The 22,669-nt window shown below is 71.6% G+C and carries 24 protein-coding genes; 10 read left to right on the top strand and 14 right to left on the bottom strand.

The features are described from left to right. The first annotated feature begins 25 nt into the window (after positions 1-25). A complete protein-coding gene (locus FHP06_RS13975; RefSeq protein ID WP_147687410.1) occupies positions 26-1,702 on the top strand; it encodes a phosphatase PAP2 family protein in 1,677 nt (558 codons plus the stop codon). A 2-nt stretch (positions 1,703-1,704) separates the two neighbouring features. On the opposite strand, the gene FHP06_RS13970 is transcribed toward FHP06_RS13975, so the two are convergent. The 5 genes from FHP06_RS13970 to FHP06_RS13950 are packed head-to-tail and all read right to left on the bottom strand — an operon-like array spanning position 1,705 to position 7,043. Continuing rightward, complete coding sequence (locus FHP06_RS13970; protein ID WP_147687409.1) at positions 1,705-2,286, bottom strand: dihydrofolate reductase family protein; 582 nt, start codon at positions 2,284-2,286, stop codon at positions 1,705-1,707. 44 nt (positions 2,287-2,330) lie between these two features. After that, complete coding sequence (locus FHP06_RS13965; protein ID WP_230973526.1) at positions 2,331-3,332, bottom strand: adenosine deaminase; 1,002 nt, start codon at positions 3,330-3,332, stop codon at positions 2,331-2,333. Beyond that, on the bottom strand, positions 3,329-3,763 hold the full coding sequence (locus tag FHP06_RS13960; protein ID WP_147687407.1) for a hypothetical protein: 435 nt from the start codon (positions 3,761-3,763) through the stop codon (positions 3,329-3,331). The genes FHP06_RS13965 and FHP06_RS13960 overlap by 4 nt, the downstream gene beginning before the upstream one ends. Positions 3,764-3,786: 23 nt before the next feature. Further along, complete coding sequence (locus FHP06_RS13955; RefSeq protein ID WP_147687481.1) at positions 3,787-6,279, bottom strand: glycoside hydrolase family 65 protein; 2,493 nt, start codon at positions 6,277-6,279, stop codon at positions 3,787-3,789. Positions 6,280-6,332: 53 nt separating this feature from the next. After that, positions 6,333-7,043, bottom strand: a complete 711-nt coding sequence (locus FHP06_RS13950) for an HAD family hydrolase (RefSeq protein WP_147687406.1) — start codon at positions 7,041-7,043, stop codon at positions 6,333-6,335. A gap of 48 nt (positions 7,044-7,091) precedes the next feature. Between FHP06_RS13950 and FHP06_RS13945 the strand changes: the two genes are divergently transcribed. The 5 genes from FHP06_RS13945 to FHP06_RS13925 are packed head-to-tail and all read left to right on the top strand — an operon-like array spanning position 7,092 to position 11,192. Beyond that, a complete protein-coding gene (locus tag FHP06_RS13945; RefSeq protein ID WP_147687405.1) occupies positions 7,092-7,622 on the top strand; it encodes a dihydrofolate reductase family protein in 531 nt (176 codons plus the stop codon). A 54-nt stretch (positions 7,623-7,676) separates the two neighbouring features. After that, the gene (locus tag FHP06_RS13940; protein WP_147687404.1) at positions 7,677-8,405 is read left to right on the top strand and encodes a DUF2786 domain-containing protein; all 729 of its coding nucleotides are present in this window, start codon (positions 7,677-7,679) and stop codon (positions 8,403-8,405) included. A gap of 1 nt (position 8,406) precedes the next feature. Continuing rightward, a complete protein-coding gene (locus tag FHP06_RS13935; RefSeq protein ID WP_147687403.1) occupies positions 8,407-9,069 on the top strand; it encodes a Pr6Pr family membrane protein in 663 nt (220 codons plus the stop codon). A 9-nt stretch (positions 9,070-9,078) separates the two neighbouring features. Next, the gene (locus FHP06_RS13930; protein WP_147687402.1) at positions 9,079-10,296 is read left to right on the top strand and encodes an arginine deiminase; all 1,218 of its coding nucleotides are present in this window, start codon (positions 9,079-9,081) and stop codon (positions 10,294-10,296) included. Continuing rightward, positions 10,275-11,192: a sigma-70 family RNA polymerase sigma factor gene (locus FHP06_RS13925; protein ID WP_230973525.1), complete on the top strand. Its 918-nt coding sequence runs from the start codon at positions 10,275-10,277 to the stop codon at positions 11,190-11,192. The genes FHP06_RS13930 and FHP06_RS13925 overlap by 22 nt, the downstream gene beginning before the upstream one ends. Here the strand turns inward: FHP06_RS13925 and FHP06_RS13920 are convergent. Further along, positions 11,182-11,778, bottom strand: a complete 597-nt coding sequence (locus FHP06_RS13920; RefSeq protein WP_147687401.1) for a carboxymuconolactone decarboxylase family protein — start codon at positions 11,776-11,778, stop codon at positions 11,182-11,184. The two genes, FHP06_RS13925 and FHP06_RS13920, sit on opposite strands and share 11 nt — an antisense overlap. A 153-nt stretch (positions 11,779-11,931) precedes the next feature. Further along, positions 11,932-12,804 carry a DUF5926 family protein gene (locus FHP06_RS13915; RefSeq protein WP_147687400.1) on the bottom strand — a complete coding sequence of 291 codons (873 nt, stop codon included), beginning with the start codon at positions 12,802-12,804 and terminating at the stop codon, positions 11,932-11,934. A 79-nt stretch (positions 12,805-12,883) separates the two neighbouring features. Here FHP06_RS13915 and FHP06_RS13910 point away from each other — a divergent pair, with 79 nt between their 5' ends. Next, positions 12,884-13,483: a TetR/AcrR family transcriptional regulator gene (locus FHP06_RS13910; protein WP_147687399.1), complete on the top strand. Its 600-nt coding sequence runs from the start codon at positions 12,884-12,886 to the stop codon at positions 13,481-13,483. 2 nt (positions 13,484-13,485) lie between these two features. Continuing rightward, positions 13,486-14,595: a glycosyltransferase gene (locus tag FHP06_RS13905; RefSeq protein ID WP_147687398.1), complete on the top strand. Its 1,110-nt coding sequence runs from the start codon at positions 13,486-13,488 to the stop codon at positions 14,593-14,595. A gap of 3 nt (positions 14,596-14,598) precedes the next feature. Here FHP06_RS13905 and FHP06_RS13900 read toward each other — a convergent pair whose 3' ends face one another. Further along, the gene (locus tag FHP06_RS13900; RefSeq protein WP_187271944.1) at positions 14,599-14,997 is read right to left on the bottom strand and encodes an ATP-binding protein; all 399 of its coding nucleotides are present in this window, start codon (positions 14,995-14,997) and stop codon (positions 14,599-14,601) included. 163 nt (positions 14,998-15,160) lie between these two features. Here FHP06_RS13900 and FHP06_RS13895 point away from each other — a divergent pair, with 163 nt between their 5' ends. Beyond that, a complete protein-coding gene (locus FHP06_RS13895; protein ID WP_230973524.1) occupies positions 15,161-15,469 on the top strand; it encodes a rhodanese-like domain-containing protein in 309 nt (102 codons plus the stop codon). A gap of 59 nt (positions 15,470-15,528) precedes the next feature. Here the strand turns inward: FHP06_RS13895 and FHP06_RS13890 are convergent, their stop codons facing one another. The 3 genes from FHP06_RS13890 to FHP06_RS13880 form a co-directional block, all read right to left on the bottom strand. Continuing rightward, positions 15,529-15,807: an HU family DNA-binding protein gene (locus tag FHP06_RS13890; protein ID WP_147687396.1), complete on the bottom strand. Its 279-nt coding sequence runs from the start codon at positions 15,805-15,807 to the stop codon at positions 15,529-15,531. Between the two features lie 103 nt (positions 15,808-15,910). Further along, complete coding sequence (gene aat, locus FHP06_RS13885; RefSeq protein ID WP_147687395.1) at positions 15,911-16,558, bottom strand: leucyl/phenylalanyl-tRNA--protein transferase; 648 nt, start codon at positions 16,556-16,558, stop codon at positions 15,911-15,913. After that, the gene (locus FHP06_RS13880) at positions 16,555-17,568 is read right to left on the bottom strand and encodes a phosphotransferase (protein WP_147687394.1); all 1,014 of its coding nucleotides are present in this window, start codon (positions 17,566-17,568) and stop codon (positions 16,555-16,557) included. The genes aat and FHP06_RS13880 overlap by 4 nt, the downstream gene beginning before the upstream one ends. Before the next feature lie 23 nt (positions 17,569-17,591). On the opposite strand from FHP06_RS13880, the gene FHP06_RS13875 reads away from it, so the two are divergent. After that, a complete protein-coding gene (locus tag FHP06_RS13875; RefSeq protein ID WP_147687393.1) occupies positions 17,592-18,266 on the top strand; it encodes an EcsC family protein in 675 nt (224 codons plus the stop codon). 38 nt (positions 18,267-18,304) lie between these two features. Here FHP06_RS13875 and FHP06_RS13870 read toward each other — a convergent pair whose 3' ends face one another. From FHP06_RS13870 to FHP06_RS13860, 3 genes are read right to left on the bottom strand one after another with little or no spacing between them, the layout of a single operon-like run. Beyond that, complete coding sequence (locus tag FHP06_RS13870; protein WP_147687392.1) at positions 18,305-19,231, bottom strand: hydroxymethylglutaryl-CoA lyase; 927 nt, start codon at positions 19,229-19,231, stop codon at positions 18,305-18,307. Then, complete coding sequence (locus tag FHP06_RS13865; RefSeq protein ID WP_147687391.1) at positions 19,228-21,078, bottom strand: acetyl/propionyl/methylcrotonyl-CoA carboxylase subunit alpha; 1,851 nt, start codon at positions 21,076-21,078, stop codon at positions 19,228-19,230. The genes FHP06_RS13870 and FHP06_RS13865 overlap by 4 nt, the downstream gene beginning before the upstream one ends. A gap of 3 nt (positions 21,079-21,081) precedes the next feature. Next, positions 21,082-22,626, bottom strand: a complete 1,545-nt coding sequence (locus tag FHP06_RS13860; RefSeq protein WP_147687390.1) for a carboxyl transferase domain-containing protein — start codon at positions 22,624-22,626, stop codon at positions 21,082-21,084. Positions 22,627-22,669 lie beyond the last annotated feature (43 nt).

The following is a 22,669-nucleotide window of genomic DNA, read 5'->3' as shown; positions in this document are numbered from 1 at the left end:
CCTTTCGCCGGAGCCCGGGAGTGCCGTGCCGTTCGACCTGCGACGCGCCGAACCGACGCGACCCTCGCTCTTCACCCAGGCGATCGCCGTCCCGGTCGTGCTGTGGGTGGTGCTGGCCGTGCTGGTCGCCGTGGGGGCCACCCAGGGCGTCGACGACGACGTCGCCGACTGGGGCTACGACATCGGCAGCAGCTCCGACCGGATGCTGTCGTTCCTCGACGGCGTGGCCATCGCGTTCTCGAACCTGCCGGTCATCGGCGTCCTCCTGCTCGTCGCGGCGTACACCGCCTGGCGCGGGGAGCGGCGGCTCGCCGGCTGGGTCGTCGTCAGCGGCACGCTGGCGCTCGGCGGCAACGCGTTGCTCAAGCTGATCTTCCGCCGGGACCGGCCGTCGTTCGACGAGCCGCTCCGCGAGCTCGTCTCCTACTCCTTCCCGAGCGGCCACTCGGCCGCGGCCGGGCTGCTCGTCACCGTCGCGACGCTGCTGACGATCGTCCTCACCGGGCGCGGCTGGCGCCGGCGGATCCTGATCGCCCTCTGGGTGCTGATCGGTCTCGGCGTCGGGCTGAGCCGCATCCTGCTCGGCGTCCACTACCTCTCCGACGTCATCGCCGGGTTCTGCGTCGGCGTCGCCGTCACGCTCGCGGCCTGGCACGTGCTGGTGCCCGCGGCCGCCCGGCTGCCGCACGAGCTCGCCGTGCTCACGGGCACCGGCCGCAAGCGGTTCGCGGTGGTGGTCAACCCGTCGAAGGTCGGCGACCTGAACGAGTTCAAGGCCCGCGTCCTGGCCGTCTCCCGACCGGCCGGCTGGCGCGAGCCGCTGTGGTTCGAGACCACCATCGAGGACACCGGTCGCGGGCAGACGCAGGCCGCCCTCGAGGCCGACGTCGACCTCATCGTGGCGGCGGGCGGCGACGGCACCGTCCGCGCCGTGTGCGAGGAGGCGGCCCGCACGGGCATCGCGGTCGGGATCATCCCGCACGGCACCGGCAACCTGCTGGCTCGCAACATCGGCATCCCGCTCAACATGCGCGATGCCCTCGAGGTCGCGTTCGGCGGGCAGGACAAGGCCGTCGACCTCGCGACGTTCCGCACCGACGCCGTCCTCCAGGACCCGGCGGCCGAGACGGACGACGACCGCGAGGACGCGGACGAGAACGAGACCCCCACCGGCACGGAGACCTGCTTCCTCGTGATGGCCGGCCTCGGCATGGACGCCGCGATCATGACCGGCGTCGACGACAACCTGAAGCAGAAGGTCGGCTGGTTCGCCTACTTCGTCTCCGGCGTCAAGGCCCTGCGGTTCCCCGCCATGCGGGTCGAGATCAGCGTCGACGACGGCGAGTTCAAGAAGTTCCGCGCCCGCACCGTGGTCATCGGCAACGTCGGGTTCCTGCAGGCCGGAATCCCGCTGCTCCCGGACGCGCAGATCGACGACGGCCAGCTCGACGTCGTGGTGCTCGCGCCGAAGCGGTTCATCGGCTGGCTCGCCATCGTCGTGCGCGTCATGGGCCGGCAGCGGCGCACCAACGAGCGGCTCGACCGGCTGGCCGGCAAGAAGGTCGTCATCCGGGCCGAGAAGCCGATGCCGATGCAGCTCGACGGCGACCCGGTGGGCGACGGCACGGAGATCACCGCCGAGGTGCAGCACGGCGTCCTGCTGGTGCGAGTCCCCATCGCCCCGGCCCCCGCCCCGGCCTGAGGTCAGTCCCGGCGGACCCGGTACGCCAGGTGGGTTGCCCGCTTGCCCTCGACGACCGTCGGGTCCTCGAACCGGTGCGGCGCGGCCCCGAGCCTCGCGAAGTACGGGATGCCTTCGCCCATGAGCACTGGCACCAGGCTGACGTGCACCTCGTCGACCAGCCCCAGGTCGAGAGCCTGGGCGGCGATGTCGGCGCTGGCGATCGTGACGTTTCGATCCCCTGCGACGTCCTTGGCCCGCTCGATCGCGGCTTCGACGGAGTCGACGAACGTCGTGCGCGGCCACCGGTCCGCGTCCTCGGGCGGACGGTGGGTGACCACGACGACCGGCGCTCCGACAGGGTGCTGATCGCCCCAACCGTCCGTGAGGTCGAACAGTCGGCGGCCGCAGACAAGTGCGCCCGCGGTCATGTAGCTCGCGAGCATCTCGGCCGAGCGCTCGTCGACCGACAGCGAGACGCCCTCGTTCGCCGACGGCACCGCGACGTCGCCGGCCCCGTACCAGCCGAAGAGCTCCTCGATGCCGTCGTCAGGATCGGCGATGAAGCCGTCGAGCGACATCGTCATGTGCGTGAAGACGGTCATCGGGTTCTCCTGGTGAGCATTGCTGGTGTCGAGCCCGTGCCGGGTCAGCCCGCGTAGGCGTCGATCTCGGCGAGGATCGCCGACTTCACGTCGACCGGCGCGAACGAGGCACGGACCGACGCACGAGCGAGGTCGGCCACGCCAGCGTCGTCGAGGCCGAGCAGCTCCCGCGCGACCTCGTACTCGGCGTTGAGCGTGGTGTCGAACATCGGTGGGTCGTCGGAGTTGATGGTGACCGGCACGCCGGCCGCGACGAGCGTCGGCAGCGGGTGCTCCGCGAGCGACGGCACCGAGCGGGTGCGGACGTTCGACGTCGGGCAGACCTCCAGCACGATGCCCTCCGACGCCAGGTGCGCCATCAGCTCGGGGTCCTGCGCGGCGGCGATGCCGTGGCCGATGCGCTCGGCGCCGAGGTGCCGCACCGAGTCCCAGATGCTCTCCGGGCCGGTGGACTCGCCGGCGTGCGGGACGCTGTGCAGCCCGGCGGCGCGGGCCTGCTCGAAGTGCGGTGCGAACTGCGGCCGCGGGACGCCGACCTCCGGGCCACCGAGGCCGAAGCTCACGAGTCCGTCGGGCTTGAGCCGCAGGGCGGTGTCGAGCGTGACGTCGGCCGACGGGACGCCCGACTCACCGGGGATGTCGAAGCACCAGCGCAGCGTCAGGTCGAAGTCGGACTCGGCCGTGCGGCGGGCGTCCTCGATGGCCTCGCAGTACGCCTCGGCGGCGATGCCGCGGACGATCGACGTGTACGGCGTCATCGTCAGCTCGGCGTAGCGGACGTTCTGCGCGGCCAGGTCACGCGCGACCTCGTGCGTCAGCGTCCAGATGTCCTCGGGCGTGCGCAGCAGGTCGACGACCGACAGGTAGACCTCGATGAAGTGGCCGAAGTCGGTGAACTCGAAGTACCGGGCCAGCTCGGCCGGATCGCTCGGCACCGAGGTCGAGCCCTCATGCCGTGCCGCGAGCGTGGAGACCGCCTCGATCGACGCGGATCCGACGTGATGGACGTGCAGCTCGGCCTTGGGCAGGCCCTCGACGAAGGTCACGCCTCCGATTGTGCCGCGACATCTGCCGCCTGCGGCCCGGCACCCCCGCCGGGTCGCTGCTGCCGCTCGACGACCGACCCGCGCTCGGCGAAGTCGACCTCCAGGGTGAGCACCTTCTCGTCACCCAGGTAGAACTCGACGCGACGGGCCTCGTTCGTGAAGTGCCCGGCGGTGCCCTCCTCGAGCCAGGCGGTGCTGCCGTCGTTGGAGATCAGGCCGACACGGGCCTGCTCGCCCCGCTGACCGCGGAAGACGACGGGCCCGGGACCGCTGTCGCGGATGACAAGGGCGGTGCGGCTGATGCGGCGGTCGTCGACGGACACGGTGGGAACGTCGTCACCCCCGCCGCGGCCGAACGACCACTTGTCGTCGCCCACGACGACGTCCTCGCCGGACTCCCCCGAGCTCAGGCGGTACTTCACGATCAGCACGCCATCGAGTGTAGGTCGGAGGGTCAGGCTCCGGGCACGATCGCGGCAATCACCGTTCCGTCGGCCCGCTCGCGGCCGGCGACCGGCGGCGGAGCGCCCTCGATGCGTGGGCCCTGGCCGTCCAGCGGCACCGTGACCGGCTCCGACGCCTTGACCGTGACGCTCTCGCCGCGCACCCCCAGGGTGGCCTGCTCGCCGTCCTCGATCTCGAGCTCGAGCTCGTCCTGCCGCACCGTCGCCCGCACTCGCGCACCCTGCAGCGTCAGCCGGAACGTCAGCGACGTCCAGTCCTCCGGGAGGCGCGGGTCGAGCGTGAACTCGCCGTTGTAGTCGCGGAAGCCGCCGAACCCGTAGACCAGCGCGCTCCAGACGCCGCCCGTGGACGCGACGTGCACGCCGTCGGACGTGTTGTGGTGCAGGTCGGCGAGGTCGACGAACAGGGCGCCGCGGAAGTAGCGCAGCGCGAGCTCGTCGTAGCCCACCTCGGCGGCGATGATCGACTGCACGACCGCCGAGAGCGAGGAGTCGCCGGTGGTGATCGGGTCGTAGTACTCGAAGTCGGCCCGCTTCTCCTCGTCGCTGAACAGGTCGCCCTGCAGGAACAGCGCGAGCACGACGTCGGCCTGCTTGAGCACCTGGAACCGGTAGATGACCAGCGGGTGGTAGTGCAGCAGCAGCGGCCGCTTCTCCAGCGGGGTGTTCTCCAGGTCCCACACCTCGCGCTCGAGGAAGTGGAAGTCCTGCGGGTGCACGCCCATGTGCTCGTCGAACGGGATCGACATGCCGGCGGCCGCCCGCTCCCACTCCTCGACCTCGCTCATCTGGAGCTCGAGGCGGGCGACGAGCTCGTCGTACTCCGGGCCGTCGCGACGCTGCAGCTCGCGGACGGCGTCGGCGGCGCGCTGGAGGTTGAACCGCGCCATGACGTTGGTGAAGAGGTTGTCGTTGACGACGGTGGTGTACTCGTCCGGGCCGGTGACTCCGTGGATGTGGAACTCGCCGTCGTCCTCCTCCCGGCGGAAGCCGAGGTCGGCCCACATGCGCGCGGTCTCGACGAGCACGTCGATGCCCTCGCGGACGAGGAAGTCGAGGTCGCCGGTGGCGGCGACGTACTGCATCAGCGCGTACGCGATGTCGGCGTTGATGTGGTACTGCGCGGTGCCCGCGGCGTAATAGGCGGACGCCTCCTCGCCGTTGATCGTGCGCCACGGGAACAGCGCCCCGGACTGCGACACCTCGTGCGCGCGGCGGCGGGCCGCATCGAGGAGCGAGTACCGGAACCGCATGGCCGCACGGGCCGCTGACGGCCGCGTGTACGTGAGGAACGGCAGGACGTAGATCTCGGTGTCCCAGAAGTAGTGGCCGCCGTAGCCGGAGCCGGTGAGGCCCTTGGCCGGGATGCCGCTGCCCTCCGCGCGGGCCGCGGCCTGCGCGATCTGGAAGAGGTTCCAGCGCATCGCCTGCTGGATCTCCAGCTGGCCCTCGACCTCGACGTCGCTGCGCTGCCAGAAGTCGTCGAGCCAGGAGCGCTGCTGCGCGAACAGGGACTCGAGCCCATCGGCGGCGGCCCGGTCGAGCGTGCGACGGCACCGGTCGAGCAGCTCCTTGGGCGGCACGCCGCGCGACGTGTGATAGCTGACCAGCTTGGTCAGCGTGATGGTCTCGCCCGGCTGGGCGTCGATCCGGTAGACCAGCTTCGCGAGGTCCTCCTCGACCTGCAGGTGCGTGGTGAACCGGTTCTTCGTCTCGATCGTGTGGTCGGCCGCGACGGCGAGCGTCATGCCGCTGTCCACGCAGCGGAACCCGAGGGCGACCCGGCCCGCGTCCGCGTCGCCGGAGTGGTGGATGGGCGCGAGGACCCGGCGCTGGACGCGCGACGCCTTGCGCGGGTCGACGCCTTCGCCCATCGCCTTGTCGGCGACGTGGTACTCGTCCTCGCCGTCCTGCCGGTTGAGGATCTGCGACGAGACGGCCACCGGCGCGGCCTCGTCGAGCATGGTGACCTCGAACGTCATCACCGCCAGGTGGCGCTGGGTGAGGGAGACCATCCGCCGCGTGCGCACCCGGACGCGCTTGCCGGCGGGCGTGCGCCAGAGCAGGTCGCGGTAGAGGTAGCCGTCGCGGAAGTCGAGGCCGCGCTCGTACTCGTTCAGGTCGGCCACGGGCAGGAGCAGCGGCTCGTCGTCGACGTAGAGCCGGATGACCTTGGCGTCGGGGACGTTGACGATCGTCTGGCCGACGCGCGCGAAGCCGTACGCCTCCTCGGCGTGCTGGATCGGCCAGGTCTCGTGGAAGCCGTTGATGAACGTGCCGTGCGAGTAGGACTCGCGGCCCTCCTCGACGTTGCCGCGCATGCCCAGGTAGCCGTTGGCCACCGAGAACAGCGACTCGGTGGTGCCGAGGTCGTCGGCGCCGAAGCGCTGCTCGACGAGCCGCCACGGGTCGAGCGGGAACCGGCTGCGGTCGAGGAAGTCCTCCTGGGCGGGCGCCTCGTCGGACGGGCCGGCGGCGTGCATCTCGCCGTGCGTCGCCGATCCGGCGGCGCCGGGGAGCCGCTCAGGGTTCTCGCTCACAGCAGCTCCTCCAGGTCGCCGACGACCGTGTCGGCGCCGTTCTCGGTGAGCGCCTCGCCGCCCGCGCCGCGGTCGACGCCCACGACGAGGCCGAAGCGACCGGCGCGGCCGGCAGCGACCCCGCTCAGCGCGTCCTCGAGCACGACGGCACGCGACGGCTCGGACTGCACCTGCTGGGCGGCGAAGAGGAAGGTGTCGGGCGCGGGCTTGCCGGCGAGATGGCGATCCTCCGCCACGGCGCCGCTGACCACGACCGGGAAGAAGTCGGCGATGCCCGCGGCGTCGAGCACGTCGGGCGCGTTGCGCGAGCTGGACACGACGGCCATGGAGACGCCGCGGTCGCGGAGCGACTCGATCAGCCGGCGAGAGCCGGGGTACGGGTCGACGCCGTCGCGCTCGAGCACCTTCTTGAAGGCGGCGTCCTTGCGGTTGCCGAGACCGCACACGGTGCGCTCCGTCGGGGCGTCGGACGGGTCGCCCTCGGGCAGCTCGATCCCGCGCGACTCCAGGAACGAGCGCACCCCGTCGTAGCGCGGCTTGCCGTCGACGTACCTGAAGTAGTCGTCGTCCGTGTACGGCGCCTGGCCGTCCTCGCCCTCGAGGAACTCGGTGAACATCTCCGCCCAGGCGCGCATGTGCACCTCGGCGGTCGGCGTGAGCACGCCGTCGAGGTCGAACAGGGCCGCGTCGTAGTTGCTCCAGTCCACGTCACGAGGGTATGCCTCCGGGGAAGAGACGGTGCGACGATGGGGCCCATGACGCGCACCGTCTACTACACCGCCACCAGCCTCGACGGGTACATCGCCGACGAGCCGGACGCGACGCTCGACTGGCTGATGTCGCGCGAGCAGGACCAGGCCGGCGCCCTCAATTACGAGGAGTTCATCGCGACGATCGGCGCGATGGCCATGGGCCGAACCACGTACGAGTGGGTGCTCGACCACGAGAAGGGCAGCTGGCCGTACGAGCTGCCCACCTGGGTCTTCAGCCACCGCGACCTGACGCCGGTCACCGACGACGTCCGGATCGTCTCCGGCGACATCGCGGAGCATCACGCCGCGATGGTCGAGGCCGCGGGCGGCAAGGACGTCTGGATGGTCGGCGGCGGCGACCTGGCCGGTCAGCTGGCCGACGCCGGGCTGCTCGACGAGGTCATCGTCTACATCGCCCCGGTCTTCCTCGGGTCCGGCGCACCACTGTTCCCGCGCCACCAGGAGCTGAAGCTCGTCGAGCTCGCCCAGAACGGCGAGTTCGCCGCCGCCCGGTACGAGCTCGTGCGTTCCTGACGTTGTCGGTACGCGGTGGAAGCGTGATGGACCCACCGACCCGAGGAGCCGCCCATGAAGTCCACCGACCCGATGCTCGCCAAGATCCGCAAGCTGCTCGCGAAGGCCGAGGACCCCGGCATCACTTCCGCCGAGGCGGAGCTCTTCACCGCCAAGGCCACCCAGCTCATCGCCTCCTACGGCATCGACCAGGCCATGCTCGCCCACGAGCAGGGCGACCGCGCCGCCATCGGCAATCGTCGGGTCGTGCTGGACCCGCCCTACGCGGCCGACAAGGCCGACCTCCTCGCCACGATCGCCGTTCGACTCCGCTGCGCCTGCGTGCGCGGCAGCTGGGGATCCGACGGCAGGCGCGAGATCTCGGTCCACGTCTTCGGTCATGAGTCCGACCTCGCGCGCGTCGAGATGCTCTTCACCAGTCTGCTGGTCCAGTCCGCCACCGCCCTCGCCCAGGTGACGGTGCCGGCCCACGAGCACAAGGCCGCGTTCCGACGCTCGTGGATGGCCGGCTTCCGTCAGGCCGTCAGCACACGGCTGCTGCAGGCTGAGCGGCGGGCCGAGCAGGCAGCGCAGGCACAGCACGACGGTGGAGCGTCCACGTCCCTGGTGCTATCCGATCGGTCGGCGCGAGTCGACGAGGCGATGCATCAGGCGTACCCGCACCTGCATCGTGGACGCCCACGAACGTTGTCGGGCCGCGGCGGTGCGTCCGGCTACGCCGCGGGAAAGCGCGCCGACCTCGGGGGTGCCCGCGTCGGCGGGCGTCAGGCCATACGCTCCTGACATGCGTCGTGACGCCACGTCGGCCCGCCTGTTCCACGGCGTCACCGCGGCCGTGGCGCTCGGGGCACTCGTGCTGCAGCTCGTGCTCGTCGTGCAGGGGCACCAGCACCTCGGCGAGGCGGAGGGCTCGGTCGGACGCCCCGACCTCGACGTCCGTCTCGTCCGGTTCTTCAGCTACCTGACCATCTGGTTCAACATGCTCGTCGCCGGCACCTCGCTGACGCTGGCGATCGACCCCGGCCGCGACGGGCGCGTCTGGCGGGCGCTCCGGCTCGACGCGCTCGTCATCGCCGTCGGCGGCGGCATCGTGCACTGGGTGGCGCTGCGGCCGCTGCTCGACCTCGACGGCGCCGACCTGGTCGCCGACAAGCTGCTCCACGTGGCCGTGCCGATCCTCGTGCTCGTCAGCTGGCTCGCCTACGGTCCGCGGCCACGGGTGGAGCCGCGCGACGTCGCGGCCTTTCTCGTCGTCCCGGTCGGTTGGCTGGTGTACACGCTGGTCCGGGGCGCGTTCGTCGACTGGTACCCGTACCCGTTCATCGACGTCGGCGAGCACGGCTACCCGACGGTGCTGCTCACCTGCGTCGTCGTCGCCGCGCTGATGCTGGCGCTGGCGTGGGGCGCACGACTGCTGGACTCCCGGCTCCCGCCCACCGACGCATAGGGTGGCGGGATGACCAGCCTGGGAGCCTGCAGCGAGGTCGGCAGACTGCGCACCGTGATGTTGCACCGGCCCGGTCCGGAGCTGGCCCGGCTGACACCGCGCAACAACGACTCGCTGCTGTTCGACGGCATCCCGTGGGTCGGGCGGGCGCAGGAGGAGCACGACGCGTTCGCCGACGCCCTGCGCGCCCACGACGTCGAGGTGCTCTACCTCGTCGACCTGCTCACCGAGACGCTCGAGAATCCCGACGCGCGCGAGGAGATCATCGACAGCACCACCACCACGCTGCACCTCGGCGAGGGGCTCCGCGCCTACCTCGCGTCCGCCATGGCGGACCTCGCCCCGGCCGACCTGGCCACCGTCGTCACCGCCGGGCTCCGCAACGACGAGGTCAAGCACCGCAGCATCGTCACCAGCCTGTTGCGGCCCGACGACTTCCTCGTCGACCCGCTGCCCAACCTGCTCTTCACGCGCGACTCGTCGGTGTGGCTGCCGCCCGGCGGGGGTGCCGGGCCGGGGGCGGCTGATGTGCAGCGAGTGGCTGTCACGAGCCTGGCCATGCCGGCACGGATGCGGGAGACGCAGCTGACGAACCTCGTCTACGAGCACCACCCGCGGTTCGCCGGCGTCGAGCGGCTGCACGGCCCGCACCTGGAGCACCTCGAGGGCGGCGACGTCCTGCTGCTCGCGCCCGGCGTCATCGCCGTCGGCGTGGGCGAGCGCACGACCCCCGCCGGGTTCGAGCGGTTCGCCCGGCAGGTGCTCGCCGCCGGGCTCGCCGAGACGGTGCTGGCGGTGCCGATCGCACAGGAGCGGGCCACCATGCACCTCGACACGATCGTCACGATGGTCGACGTCGACACCGTCGTCATCTACCCGAACGTCGCCGACCACCTGCGCGCGTTCTCGGTGACGTCGGACGGTGACGAGCTGGTCGTCTCGCCCGAACGGTCGTTCTTCGCGGCCGCCGCCGAGGCCATGGGCATCGACACGCTGCACCAGATCGACACCGGCCTCGACCCCGTCACCGCCGAGCGCGAGCAGTGGGACGACGGCAACAACACGCTCGCGATCGGCCCGCGGCTCACCGTCGCGTACGAGCGCAACGAGCAGACCAACGCCCGCTTGGAGGAGCACGGCATCGAGGTCGTGGCCATCCGCGGCTCCGAGCTCGGCTCGGGCCGAGGGGGCCCGCGCTGCATGTCGTGCCCGATCGTGCGGGACTGACCATGACGCTCGTCGACGACTTCCAGGTCGAACGGCCCCGACTGCTGCGGATCGCGTACCGAATGACGGGCAGCGTCGCCGACGCCGAGGACGCCGTGCAGGAGGCCTGGCTGCGGCTCGACGGACAGTCATCCCCCATCGACAACCTGCAGGCCTGGCTCACCCGGGTGGTGAGCCGGCTGTGCCTGGACCGACTCGGCTCCGCGGCCAAGCGGCGCGAGACGTACGTCGGTCAGTGGCTTCCGGAGCCGGTGGTCCGGCCGCTCGGCGTGGTGGCCGAGCCCGACCCGCTCGACGTCGTCGTGCAGGACGACGACACCCGGATGGCCGCGATGGTGCTGATGGACACGCTCACGCCGCCGCAGCGCGTCGCGTTCGTGCTGCACGACGCGTTCGACGTCCCGTTCCCGGAGATCGCGGAGATCCTCGACGTCGCGCCCGACGCCGCGCGTCAGTACGCCTCACGAGCCCGGCGCGCGATGGCCGACGCCCCGCCACCGGTGACGAACCGCGAGCACGACGAGGCGGTCGCCCGCTTCCTCGAGGCGATGGCCACCGGCGACATCGAGGCCATCGTCGCGACGCTGCACCCGGACGCGTACGTCATCGGCGACGCGAACGGCACCACCGGCACCGCGGTCAACGTCATCCGCGGGCCGGAGAAGTTCGCCCGGTTCTACCTCGGTCTCCTCCGCCGGTACGGCGACGCCGCCTTCGAGTCGCTGCTGCCCGTGCAGGTCAACGGGCAGCTCGGCTTCTACACGTCGGGCTGGCGGGGCGCCGACACCCGGACGAGCTCCCCCGCCCGGGTGGCCGGCTTCACCGTCCGCGATGGTCTGGTGCTCGCCACGTACGACGTCGCGAACCCGGAGAAGCACACCGGCGTCAGGCTGTAGCGGGCTCCGCGGCGTCGGTGAGCCACGGGACGCGGCAGGTGTCGCCGGAGCCGAAGCCCTGGTCGGTGATGCCGAGCGAGTGGTTGAACCGGGCGCGCTGGTTCTCCAGCGAGATCTGGTAGGTCAGCTCGACGACGCCGGCGTTCCCGTACCGCTCGACGAGCGCGGCGACCTGCTCGTCGGTGACGGTCGTCGGGGTGGCCGTCACGGCGTCGGCGTAGCGGATGACCTCGCGGTCCTCCTCGCTGAACGCGTCCGACGTCTCGAAGTCGGCGATGTTCTTGAGCCGGTCGACGTCGAGGCCGTCGAGGCGCTGCAGCATCGTGCCGAAGTCGACGCACCACGAGCAGCCGACGGTCCAGGCGGTGCGGTAGACGGCGAGCTCGTAGACGGCCTTGGGCAGCACGTGCGTGGCGCGCTCGACCATCAGCTCGTGCGTGGCCGACGCGCGGAACAGGCGCGGGTGGTGGGCGGTGACCGCGAACGGCTCAGGCACCTCGCCGAGGCGGCGCTTGGCGAACCAGTAGCCGATGCGGGTGAGCAGGCTGGCGTCGCGCGGGGCGACGGCTGGAATGCGGGTGGTCATCGTGTCTCCTCAGGTGGACTTCACCCTGCAGACGACGCACCCCCGCGGATCGTGACACCCCGGGTCCTCGAGAATTGGCCGGTTGCGCACCGAAATTGCGCCGGAGGCGCTCGAAAAGGGTGGCCAAACGGCCACATCTCGTGGACCCGGGGCTCAGCGGACGGTGAGCTGGCGGTGGGCCAGGCTGTTGCGGACGGCGCGCTGCTCCGACGTGAGGTCGGACGTGTCGGCCAGGGCCTCCTCGAGGCGCTTCCCGAACGCGACGGCCGGCTCCTCCAGCGCCTCGGCGCCGTCGGTGACCGCGGGATCCATCTCCCAGACCGGCACGAGCAGGCCGTGGGCGCGGAACGAGCCGAGCAGCCGCGTGCCCTCACCCAGTCGGTCGTCGCCGCGCTGCTGCAGCCGGGCGAGCGCGTCGAGCATCTTCGACTCGTCGTGCGGGAGCACCCAGCGAAGCCAGCGGTGGTCGCCGACGCGGGTCCAGTAGGCGCCCTCCACCGACGTGAGCCGGGTGGTCGGCGCGATGCCCTCGTTGGCCTGGGCGATCGCGTCGGAGCCCGAGGATGGGGGCACCTCCCGCGAGCTCTGCGAGTGGGGGACAGTGCCCTCGACCCAGAAGTCGAAGCCCTCGTGCACCGTGACGTCGAACGACGAGGCCGGGTCGACGAGATCCTGGAGCCGCGGGCCGACGCCCGGGTCGTCCATCGTGATCGGGGTGCCCGGCTCGGTCTCCGCGGCGAGCTCCAGCACGTGGGCGAGGTCGCGGCTGATGTCACCGAAGTTGTGCTGCACCTGCAGGCCGAGCCACACCTGGCCGTCCGTGCGCACCAGCCCAGCGCCGGCGCCCGGCAGCAGCGAGCACACCCGCACGCTGGAGCCGTCCTTCAGCGTCACGTCCGCGGTGCCGGCCGGGACGAACTCGCGCAGCGCGATCCAGTCGGCCTCGCCGGGCAGCCCCTCGAACGTGCGGGCCACGAACGGCATGCGCTCCTTGGCGGTCTTCTTGCGTCGCGACTTCTTGCCCATGGGGCGCCACTCTAGGCGAGTAGATTTCATGTGACTCCCCCTTGACACGAAAATTGATTTGGTGTCAACTGTCACTGACATGAATCAGAAGCGCACCTACACCATGGGAGCCCGGGCCGAAGCCGTCCAGGCCACCCGCCGACGCATCCTCGAGGCCTGCATGGAGCTCTCGGCGGACCGGCTGATCTCCGACATCAGCCTCGACGCCGTGGCCGCCACGGCAGGCGTCAGCGTGCAGACCGTGCTCCGGCAGTTCGGCTCTCGCTCCGATCTCTTCGAGGACGCGGTCACCTTCGCGAACGAGGTCATCGCCGCCGAACGACACCTCCCCGAGGCCGACGACGTCGACGCCGCCGTCCGCAGCGTCGTCGACCACTACGAGAAGCGCGGCCACACCGCGCTGATGATGCTGGCTCAGGAGTCGAGCGACGCGATGGTCGCCGACTGGACCGAGCGCGGCAAAAAGATGCATCGCGGGTGGGTGCAGGAGGCGTTCGCGCCCCAGCTGGCCGCCGCGGAGGATCCCGAGCTGACGACGAACCTCCTCGTCGTCGCCACCGACGTCTACACCTGGAAGCTGCTCCGACGCGACCGCGCCCTCAGCCGGGCCCGCACCGAGCAGCAGATGGGCACCCTCGTGGCCGCCGTGCTGGCCGCCACCACCCGGAAAGGGGCCTGACCATGGCCACCATCCTCGTCGCCACCTGGGACGGGGGCGGCAACGTCCCGCCCGCCCTGCTCATCGCCGCCGAGCTGCAGCGGAGAGGCCACACGGTCGTCGTGCTCGGCCACCCGCGTCAGCAGGTCGACGTCGAGGCGGCCGGCCTCGCCTTCGAGCCGTACGCCACCGCCCGCCCGTTCTCCGCCGTCGACGAGAACTCCGTCCCGCGCCTGATCGGCATGTTCGGCGACCGCGCGATGGGAGCTGACGTCGTCGACTCCGCCCAGCGTCACGCGGCCGACCTCGTGGTCGTCGACTGCCTCCTCGCCGGCGTCGCCGACAGCGTCGCCCGCACAGGCCTGAAGTACGCGGTGCTCGAGCACTTCTTCGACGCGTACCTGCGGAAGGGCTGGCTGCGCGGCCCGCTCGGTCTCGCGATGCGCCTCAAGGGGCTGCGGCCGTCGCGCCGCATCGACGAGGCGGCGGTGTCGATCGTCGCCGCGCCCGCGGAGCTCGACCCGTCCGCCGCGGGGCGGCACCCGGAGAACCTGCGGTTCGTCGGCCCGGTGCTCGACGCGCCCGCGCCGCGAGCGACCGACGCCCGCGGCATCCTCGTCAGCCTCAGCACCTACCGCTACTCCGGCATGGCCCGTGTACTCCAGCGCGTCATCGACGCGACCGCCGACCTCGACACCCGCGTCATCGTCACCACCGGCCCGGTCGTCGACCCCGCCGAGCTGCGTCCCGCGGCGAACACCGAGCTCCACCGCTTCGTGCCGCACGACGAGCTGATGCCGCACGTCGAGATGGTGGTGGGTCACGGTGGGCACGCGACGACGATGCGAGCCCTGGCGCACGACTTGCCCGTCCTCGTCATCCCGATGCACCCGCTGCTCGACCAGCCGATGGTGGGCAAGGCCGTGCAGAAGGCCGGCGCCGGCCGCGTGCTCAAGAAGTCCGCGAGCGTCGACACCCTGCGCCCGGTCATCGCCGAGCTGCTGGCCGACGGTCCGCACCGAGCTGCGGCTGCGCGCCTGGGTGCGGCGATCCGGGAGGCGGACGGACGATCAGCGGCGGCCGACCTCGTCGAGGCCGCCGTCAGGAACGGGTCGGCGCTGCCTCAGACCTGAGGGTCAGCGGTACTGGCCGAGCGCCAGCTCGGCGTTCACCCGGGTGCCCTGCGACATGTCGACCCACCAGCGGTCGGCGACCCGGTTGATGATCGAGAGCCCACGACCGCTGAGGGAGTCCTCGTCGAAGTCGATGGGCTTGAGCGAGCCGCCCTGGCCGGCGTCGTGGACGCTGATCTCGAGCAGGTCGTCGGTGATGGTCCAGGAGATCTCGATGGTGCCGTCCGCCGTGGGCACGCCGTGGCTGACCGCGTTGGCGATCATCTCGCTCACGACGATGAGGGCGTTGTCGATGACTCCGGGCGCCGCGCGGTTGATCGTGAGGAACCCGGCCAGCTTCGTGCGCGCGATGCTGGGCGTCGAGGACGCGAAAGGAAGACGGATCGTGTCGTGGGCGCGCATGTCAGACCCCCGCGCCATGGTGCTCGGGAGCGCACTCGTGGACACCGAGGGCTACTCGCATATAGTCCAAAATAACCATGCGGAGTGGTTCTTGACTACTCCCGCGCCGCACCCGTAGCGCAGATCACATGTGCCACGGCCGTTTCAGATCCAGGGAGCTCCCGTGAACGTGCCCAGCATCGGCGTGGACGAGGCGCCCATCCGGGCCACCGACGAGTGGGTCGTGCTCGACGTCCGCGAGCCCCACGAGTGGGCCGCCGGCCACATCGACGGAGCCCTCCACATCCCCCTCGGCGACCTGCCGGGCCGCGTCGACGAGCTCGATCCGCAGACCCGCACGCTCGTGGTCTGCCACGTGGGCGGACGCTCCGCGCGCGCCACGGCCTGGCTGGTGCAGCAGGGCCACGACGCGGTGAACCTGCACGGCGGCATGGACGCCTGGGAGGACGCGCAGCGCCCGATCGTCCGCTAGGTCCGGGAACGACAGCGCCCCCGGAGAATCCGGGGGCGTCGCCGTTGGTCTTGGGTGCCTTACTTGGCGGCAGCCTTCAGACGCGAGCCGGCGCTGACCTTCACGCCGAAGCCGGCGGGGATGTTGATGGTCTCGCCCGTGGACGGGTTGCGACCCGTGCGCGCGGCACGCTTGACGCGCTCGACCGCGATGATGCCGGGGATGGAGACCTTCTCGCCCTTGTTCACGGCATCGATCAGGATGTCGCTGAAGGCCGAGAGCACCTTGTCGGCGTCGGTCTTGCTGGTGTCGGCCTTGTCGGCGAGGGCCGCGACGAGGTCGCTGCGTGAGATTGCCACGAGAGCTCCTTGAGAGAAACGGATGGATTCCGTCGGTCAGTCTAAGGAGCGCCTGCCCACAATCTCCGCAACCCCCCGCCGTACGGCGGGTTACGTCTCGCTGTCATCGCAGGTCGAGGGGTGGTCGGTCGACCAGCGCGGGCAGCGCAGCGAGGTACCGGGAGCGGTCCCACTCGACGACACCGAGCGACGCCAGGTGCGGCGTCTGCCACTGCACGTCGACCAACGCATCGGGCCCGACCCGCTCCACGAGGGCGAGCAACGCCACCTTCGAGGCGTCCGTCTCGGAGTGGAACATCGACTCGCCCGCGAAGAGGCCGCCGACCGCCAGGCCGTAGAGACCGCCGACGAGCCGGCCGTCCAGGCGAGCCTCGACGCAGTGCGCCCAGCCGAGCTCGTGGAGCCGGACGTAGGCGTCGCGCATGCGGGTGTCGATCCAGGCGCCGGGCCGTCGGGGGTCGGCGCACGCGTCGATGACCTGCGCAAACGCGGTGTCGACCGTGATCTCGAACCGACGGGCCGAGCGGCGCAGCGAGCGCGACACCTTCATCCCGCCGGGCTCCAGGACGCCGCGCCGCACCGGCGACCACCACAGCAGCTCGCCGTCGTGCGGCATCGGGAAGGCGCCGTGCCGGTAGGCGTCGACGATCGTGGCCGGCTCGAGATCGGCGCCCACGGCGACGCAGTCGTCGGCCGGCCAGCTCGCCGGGTCGAACACCCACGGCGACGGCGGGAGGTCGACCGGAGTCATGCGTCGAGGACCCGGCTGAGGTGCTGGAGGGGGTACGAGCCGAGCTCGGCGACCTCATCGTCGGTGGCGCCGGCGATCGCGTCCCACCACGTCTGCGTCCGGTTGACCGGCTGCGTGAACGCGGTCGCCTCCCAGAGCGCGTGCATGGTGCGCGCGTCGGCGACGTCGGCCCACCGCTCCACGTAGGCGTCGCGCACGGGCTCCCACGGCAGCCGGCCCTCGTCGGCGATCACGCCGTACGGCACGGCCAGGGCCTCCATCACCGGCGCCCACTGCACGTCGCCGAAGTCGAAGACACGGAGTGATCCGCCGACGGCGAAGACGTTCCAGGGATGGAGGTCGCCGTGCTGGATCGAGCACGGCACGGCCGAGGCGTCGATCTGCTCCACGGCCTCGACGATGCGCGGCCGAACGGCGGTCAGGCGAGCCACCAGGTCGGCGTCGGTGTGCGTCGGGTGGTCGGCCGGGAGGGTCGCGAACCGCTCGAGCAGCACGTCGAACCGGTGCGGCACGGTCGACGGCGAGCAGTCCGGGACGCCGGTGGCCAGCACCTCGTCGCGGTGGTCGGCGGCGACGCGCTGCAGGTGCGCGGTCGTCGTGACCACCGCCTGCCAGTCCTCGAGCGTCGGCTCGTGGCTCTCGCCCAGGGTCGTGCCGCGGTCGGTGGTCATCATCCAGCCGCGGTCGGCGTCGATCGCGAACGGCCGGTCGACGTCGTCGGGTGTCAGCGTGGCCAAGAGGTCGTGCAGCGCCGGCTCGAACGCCATCGGCGGGCAGTTGGCCTTGAACCACAGCGGCCCGGCATCCGTGGGCACCACGATCTGCGTCGACCACGGACGGATGCGGCGCTGGTCCAGTGGCCCGGTGATGCGACGGCCGCCCTCCTCGACGCGGTCGTGGACCCACGCATCGACCTCCGCACGCCAGGCGTCCGAGGCGACGAGCACCGAGAACGGCTGGGCGGGTGCGGGGCCCGGCGGGGGTGCCGGGCCGTGGGCGGCTGATGACATCGGGCTCAGCGTAGGGTCGCCGCATGGGTGTGCGCAGGACGGTGGCGACCAAGGCCGGCACGCGGATCGCTCCGTCGGTGGCCTCGGGCTACGTCCGCACGGTGCTCGACCGCGCGATCGACGGCATCGGCCCGCTCCGCTCGGCCGCCGCCACCGCCGACACCAAGCTCGTCGACGCGAACGGCGACGTCGAGGCGGCCGTGACCTCGCTGGTGCGCCTGCACGTCGGTCTGGCCGGCGTCCAGGGCTTCGTCACCAACCTCGGCGGCATCGCGACGCTCGCCTGGTCCGTGCCCGCCAACGTCGTCGGCGTGACGCTCGTGCAGTGCCACCTCGTCGCCGGCATCGCCTACCTGCGCGGCTACGACCTCGAGGATCCCCGGGTCCGGAACGCGATCCTGGCCTGCATGCTCGGCGAGGACTCGGTGAAGGACCTGCTGAAGTCCAACGCGTTGCCGGTGCCGCCGATGGCGCTGGCCACGTCGCCGGTCCACGACCCGGAGATCGACGAGCGCATCTCGCGTGAGGTCACCACGGAGCTGGTGGCTCGTACCGCCGGCCGTCGCGCCGTGACGCTCGTCGGCCGCCGCGTCCCGCTGCTCGGCGGTGCCGTCGGCGGCGGCAGCGACGCCTTCGCCACCTGGCAGATCGGCCGCTACGCGCAGGATGAATTGAAGAACCGCCGTCACGGTCCTTGAGCGTGTCGAAAGGACGTTTCGACAAGCTCAACGATCACTCAGCCGAGCGCTCGGACCACGGCCGACGGCGACGGACGGCCGAGCTGCCCCGCCATCCACACACTCGTGGCGACGAGGGCGTTCAGGTCGACGCCGTGCTCGATGCCGAGGCCGGTGAGCATCCAGACGAGGTCCTCGGTGGCGAGGTTGCCGGTGGCGCTCTCCGCGTACGGGCAGCCGCCGAGGCCGCCGGCCGACGCGTCGAACGTGGTGATGCCGTGCCGCAGCGCGGCGTGCGCGTTGGCGAGCGCCTGGCCGTAGGTGTCGTGGAAGTGCATGGCGAGCCGGTCGACGCCGACGCCCGCGGCGCCGAACGCGTCGATCAGCGCGCCGACGTGCGCGGCGGTGCCGACGCCGATGGTGTCGCCGAGCGAGAGCTGCGTGGCGCCCATGTCGAGCAGGCGGCGGCCGGCGTCGACGACCTGGTCGATCGGCACCTCGCCCTCCCACGGGTCGCCGAAGCACATGGAGACGTAGGCGCGGACGTCGAGGCCCGCCTCGAGCGCGCGCTTCACGACCGGCTCGAACATCGCGTACTGGCCGTCGAGCGTGCTGTTCAGGTTCTTCTGCGCGAACGTCTCCGTGGCGCTGCCGAAGATCGCGACGTGAGTGCAGCCGGCGGCGAGCGCGCGGTCGAGGCCGCGCTCGTTGGGGACGAGCACGGGCAGCGGCACGCTGGCGTCGGCGAGGTCGAGGAACGTCAGGAGCTCCTCGGCGTCGGCGAGCTGCGGCACCCACTTCGGGTGGACGAAGCTGGTGGCCTCGACGATCGGCAGCCCGGCGGCGGCGAGCCGGTGCACGAACTCGGCCTTCACCTCGACCGGGACGATCGCGCTCTCGTTCTGCAGGCCGTCGCGCGGGCCGACCTCGTAGATCGTGACGCGGTCCGGGAACGACGGATCGGGGACGACGGCGGGCAGGGTCACGACTCGCTCGCCTCGACGGTCAGGAGGTGCTGGCCGAGCTTCACCTGGTCGCCGGTCTTGGCCTCGACCTCGGTGACGACGCCGTCGTGCGGCGCGGTGAGCGCGAGCTCCATCTTCATGGCCTCGACGGTGCCGAGCCGCTGACCGGCCGTGACGGTGTCGCCCTGCACGACATCGATGGACAGGACAGTCCCCGGCATCGGGGCGGTGACCTCGGCGTCGCCGGCGAGGCTGTGGTCGCGGCCCTGGCGCATCGGGTCGGGCGGGGTGAGCACCCACGGCTGGCCCTGCCAGACGACGGTGACGGCACCCGACGCGTGCTTGTGCCAGAGCGCGTGCGGCGTCTCGACGACCGCGTCGACCCAGTGGCTGACGCCGTCGAGATCCATCAGCGCGACGCGCCGGGCTGCCGACGGGCCGGCCGAGCGCCAGCCGTCGGCGAGCGCGAAGGGCGACGGGTCGGCCGGGCCGGCGGCGAGGACGTCGGCCGCCACCCGCATGGCCTCCACCGGGAGCGGGGGCGGCTCGAGCAGGGCGGCGGCCTCGTCGCCGTCGAGCCAGCTGGTGTGCACCTCCCCGGCCGCGAACTCCGGCGACGCCACCAGCCGGCGCGCGAAGCCCAGGTTGGTGACCAGCCCGAACACGGCGGCCTCGTCAAGCGCGTCGATCAGGCGGAGCCGGGCGGCCTCGCGGTCGGCGCCGTGCACGATGATCTTGGCCACCATCGGGTCGTAGGACGTGGTGACGACGCCGGGGCCGTCGAAGGCGGCCTCGATGCGGGCGTCGTCGGGCCAGACGAGTCCGTCGATCGTTCCGGACTGCGGCAGGAACCCGGCGTAGGGGTCCTCGGCGTAGACGCGCACCTCGATGGCGTGGCCGCGCACCTCCACCTCGTCCTGCGTGACCTGCAGCGATCGGCCCGCGGCGACGTCGAGCTGTGCCTGCACGAGGTCGATGCCGGTGACCTCCTCGGTGACCGGGTGCTCGACCTGCAGGCGGGTGTTCATCTCCAGGAAGTAGGCGTTGCCGTCCGGGGTGACGAGGTACTCGACGGTGCCCGCGTTGGTGTAGCCGACCTCCTTGCACAGCGCGATGGACGCGTCACGGAGCTTGGCATGCACGGACGCGTCGAGGAACGGCGCGGGCGCCTCCTCGACGATCTTCTGGTGGCGCCGCTGGGCCGAGCAGTCGCGATCGGCGAGCGCGACGACGTTGCCGGCGGCGTCGGCGAGCACCTGCACCTCGACGTGCTTGCCGCGCTCGACGTAGGTCTCGATGAGCAGGGTGTCGTCGCCGAACGCCGACGACGCCTCGCGACGGGCGGTGGCGATGGCCGCCTCGAGGTCGGCGGGGTCGCGCACCACATGCATGCCCTTGCCGCCACCACCGGCCGCGGCCTTGACCAGCACCGGGTAGGCATCGGCGGGGACGTCGCCCTCGTCGAAGCGCGCGGTGACCGGGACGCCGGCGCGCTCGGCGAGCTCACGGGCGCGGTCCTTGCGTCCCATCACCTCGATGACGTCGGCCGACGGACCGATCCACACCAGCCCGGCGTCCGCGACCGCGCGGGCGAAGTCGGCCCGCTCGGACAGGAACCCGTAGCCCGGGTGCACGGCCTCGGCGCCGGACTCCTTGGCGGCGGCGAGGATGCGCTCGACGTCGAGGTAGGAGTGCAGCGGCGACGCGGGCCCGATGAGCACGGCATGGTCAGCCTCACGGACGAACGCCGCGTCGGCGTCGGCCTCGGAGTAGACGGCGATGCTGCGCAGCCCGCGCTCGGAGCACGCGCGGATCACCCGCCGGGCGATCTCGCCGCGGTTCGCGATCAGGACGGAGGAGAAGCTCATCGGCTACATCCGGAAGACGCCGAACTGCGGCATCGGGATCGGGGCGTGGGTCGCGGCGGCGAGACCGAGGGCGAGGACGCGGCGGGTGTCGACGGGGTCGATGATCCCGTCGTCCCAGAGCCGGGCCGTGGAGTAGTACGCCGAGCCCTGCTCCTCGTACTGCTCGAGGATCGGTGCGCGGAACGCGGCCTCGTCCTCCTCCGACCACTCCTCGCCGCGGGCCGCCATCGCGTCGCGACGCACGGTGGCCAGCACGGAAGCCGCCTGCTCGCCGCCCATCACCGAGATGCGGGCGTTGGGCCAGGCCCAGAGGAAGCGCGGGTCGTAGGCGCGGCCGCACATGCCGTAGTTGCCGGCGCCGTACGAGCCGCCGATGACGACGGTGAACTTCGGCACCACCGACGACGTGACCGCCGTGACGAGCTTGGCGCCGTCCTTGGCGATGCCGCGGTTCTCGTACTCGCGGCCGACCATGAAGCCGGTGATGTTCTGCAGGAACACCAGCGGGATGCCGCGCTGGTTGGCCAGCTCGATGAAGTGCGCGCCCTTGAGCGCCGACTCGCTGAACAGGATCCCGTTGTTGGCGATGATCGCGACCGGGTGGCCCCAGATGCGCGCGAAGCCGCAGACCAGGGTGTCGCCGTAGAGCGGCTTGAACTCGTGCATGCGCGAGCCGTCGACGATGCGGCGGATGACCTCGCGGACGTCGTACGGCTGACGCGGGTCGGACGGCACCACGTCGTAGATGCCGGCCGGGTCCTCAGCGGGCTCCTCGACCGGGTGGACGTGGATGCTCGACGGGGTGGGCCGCTCGAAGGTGTCGACGATGGAGCGGACGATCTGCAACGCGTGGTCGTCGTCGTCGGCGAGGTGGTCGACAACGCCGGACTGGCGCGCGTGGACGTCGCCGCCGCCGAGGTCCTCGGCCGAGACCTCCTCGCCCGTGGCCGCCTTCACCAGCGGCGGGCCGCCGAGGAAGATCGTGCCCTGGCCCTTCACGATGACGGTCTCGTCGCTCATCGCCGGGACGTAGGCACCGCCGGCCGTGCACGAGCCCATGACGGCCGCGACCTGCCCGATGCCGGCCGCCGACATCTGTGCCTGGTTGAAGAAGATGCGCCCGAAGTGGTGACGGTCGGGGAAGACCTCGTCCTGCATCGGCAGGAACGCGCCGCCGGAGTCGACGAGGTAGATGCAGTGCAGGTTGTTCTGCTTGGCGATGGTCTGCGCGCGGAGGTGCTTCTTGACGGTGAGCGGGTAGTACGTGCCGCCCTTCACCGTGGCGTCGTTGGCGACGATCATGCAGTCGCGCCCGGAGACGCGGCCGATGCCGGTGATGATGCCGGCGCTCGGCACCTCGCCGCCGTACATGTCCCACGCCGCGAGAGGGGCGATCTCGAGGAAGGGCGAGCCGGGGTCGAGGAGGTGGTCGACCCGGTCGCGCGGGAGCAGCTTGCCGCGCGAGACGTGGCGATCGCGGGACTGTTGGCTGCCACCCTGTCGCACGACGTCGAGCCGCTCGCGGAGCTCGTCGACCAGTTCCTTCATGCGGGCAAGGCTAGCATTCACGGTTAACGATCGTTAACTTGTG

Source organism: Aeromicrobium terrae, assembly GCF_008039565.1.
Classification (GTDB): domain Bacteria; phylum Actinomycetota; class Actinomycetes; order Propionibacteriales; family Nocardioidaceae; genus Aeromicrobium; species Aeromicrobium terrae.
The sequence above is the reverse complement of the archived record's forward strand: the minus strand, read 5'-3'. Positions and strand labels throughout refer to the sequence as shown.

Excerpts from the sequence above, each read along its gene's own strand:
- FHP06_RS13970 (WP_147687409.1), bottom strand. The coding sequence starts at position 2,286 with ATGACCGTCTTCACGCACATGACGATGTCGCTCGACGGCTTCATCGCC.
- FHP06_RS13955 (WP_147687481.1), bottom strand. The coding sequence starts at position 6,279 with ATGCACGCCGCCGGCCCGTCCGACGAGGCGCCCGCCCAGGAGGACTTC.
- FHP06_RS13945 (WP_147687405.1), top strand. The coding sequence starts at position 7,092 with ATGACGCGCACCGTCTACTACACCGCCACCAGCCTCGACGGGTACATC.
- FHP06_RS13940 (WP_147687404.1), top strand. The coding sequence starts at position 7,677 with ATGAAGTCCACCGACCCGATGCTCGCCAAGATCCGCAAGCTGCTCGCG.
- FHP06_RS13935 (WP_147687403.1), top strand. The coding sequence starts at position 8,407 with ATGCGTCGTGACGCCACGTCGGCCCGCCTGTTCCACGGCGTCACCGCG.
- FHP06_RS13930 (WP_147687402.1), top strand. The coding sequence starts at position 9,079 with ATGACCAGCCTGGGAGCCTGCAGCGAGGTCGGCAGACTGCGCACCGTG.
- FHP06_RS13920 (WP_147687401.1), bottom strand. The coding sequence starts at position 11,778 with ATGACCACCCGCATTCCAGCCGTCGCCCCGCGCGACGCCAGCCTGCTC.
- FHP06_RS13915 (WP_147687400.1), bottom strand. The coding sequence starts at position 12,804 with ATGGGCAAGAAGTCGCGACGCAAGAAGACCGCCAAGGAGCGCATGCCG.
- FHP06_RS13910 (WP_147687399.1), top strand. The coding sequence starts at position 12,884 with ATGAATCAGAAGCGCACCTACACCATGGGAGCCCGGGCCGAAGCCGTC.
- FHP06_RS13905 (WP_147687398.1), top strand. The coding sequence starts at position 13,486 with ATGGCCACCATCCTCGTCGCCACCTGGGACGGGGGCGGCAACGTCCCG.
- FHP06_RS13900 (WP_187271944.1), bottom strand. The coding sequence starts at position 14,997 with ATGCGCGCCCACGACACGATCCGTCTTCCTTTCGCGTCCTCGACGCCC.
- aat (WP_147687395.1), bottom strand. The coding sequence starts at position 16,558 with ATGACTCCGGTCGACCTCCCGCCGTCGCCGTGGGTGTTCGACCCGGCG.
- FHP06_RS13880 (WP_147687394.1), bottom strand. The coding sequence starts at position 17,568 with ATGTCATCAGCCGCCCACGGCCCGGCACCCCCGCCGGGCCCCGCACCC.
- FHP06_RS13875 (WP_147687393.1), top strand. The coding sequence starts at position 17,592 with ATGGGTGTGCGCAGGACGGTGGCGACCAAGGCCGGCACGCGGATCGCT.
- FHP06_RS13865 (WP_147687391.1), bottom strand. The coding sequence starts at position 21,078 with ATGAGCTTCTCCTCCGTCCTGATCGCGAACCGCGGCGAGATCGCCCGG.
- FHP06_RS13860 (WP_147687390.1), bottom strand. The coding sequence starts at position 22,626 with ATGAAGGAACTGGTCGACGAGCTCCGCGAGCGGCTCGACGTCGTGCGA.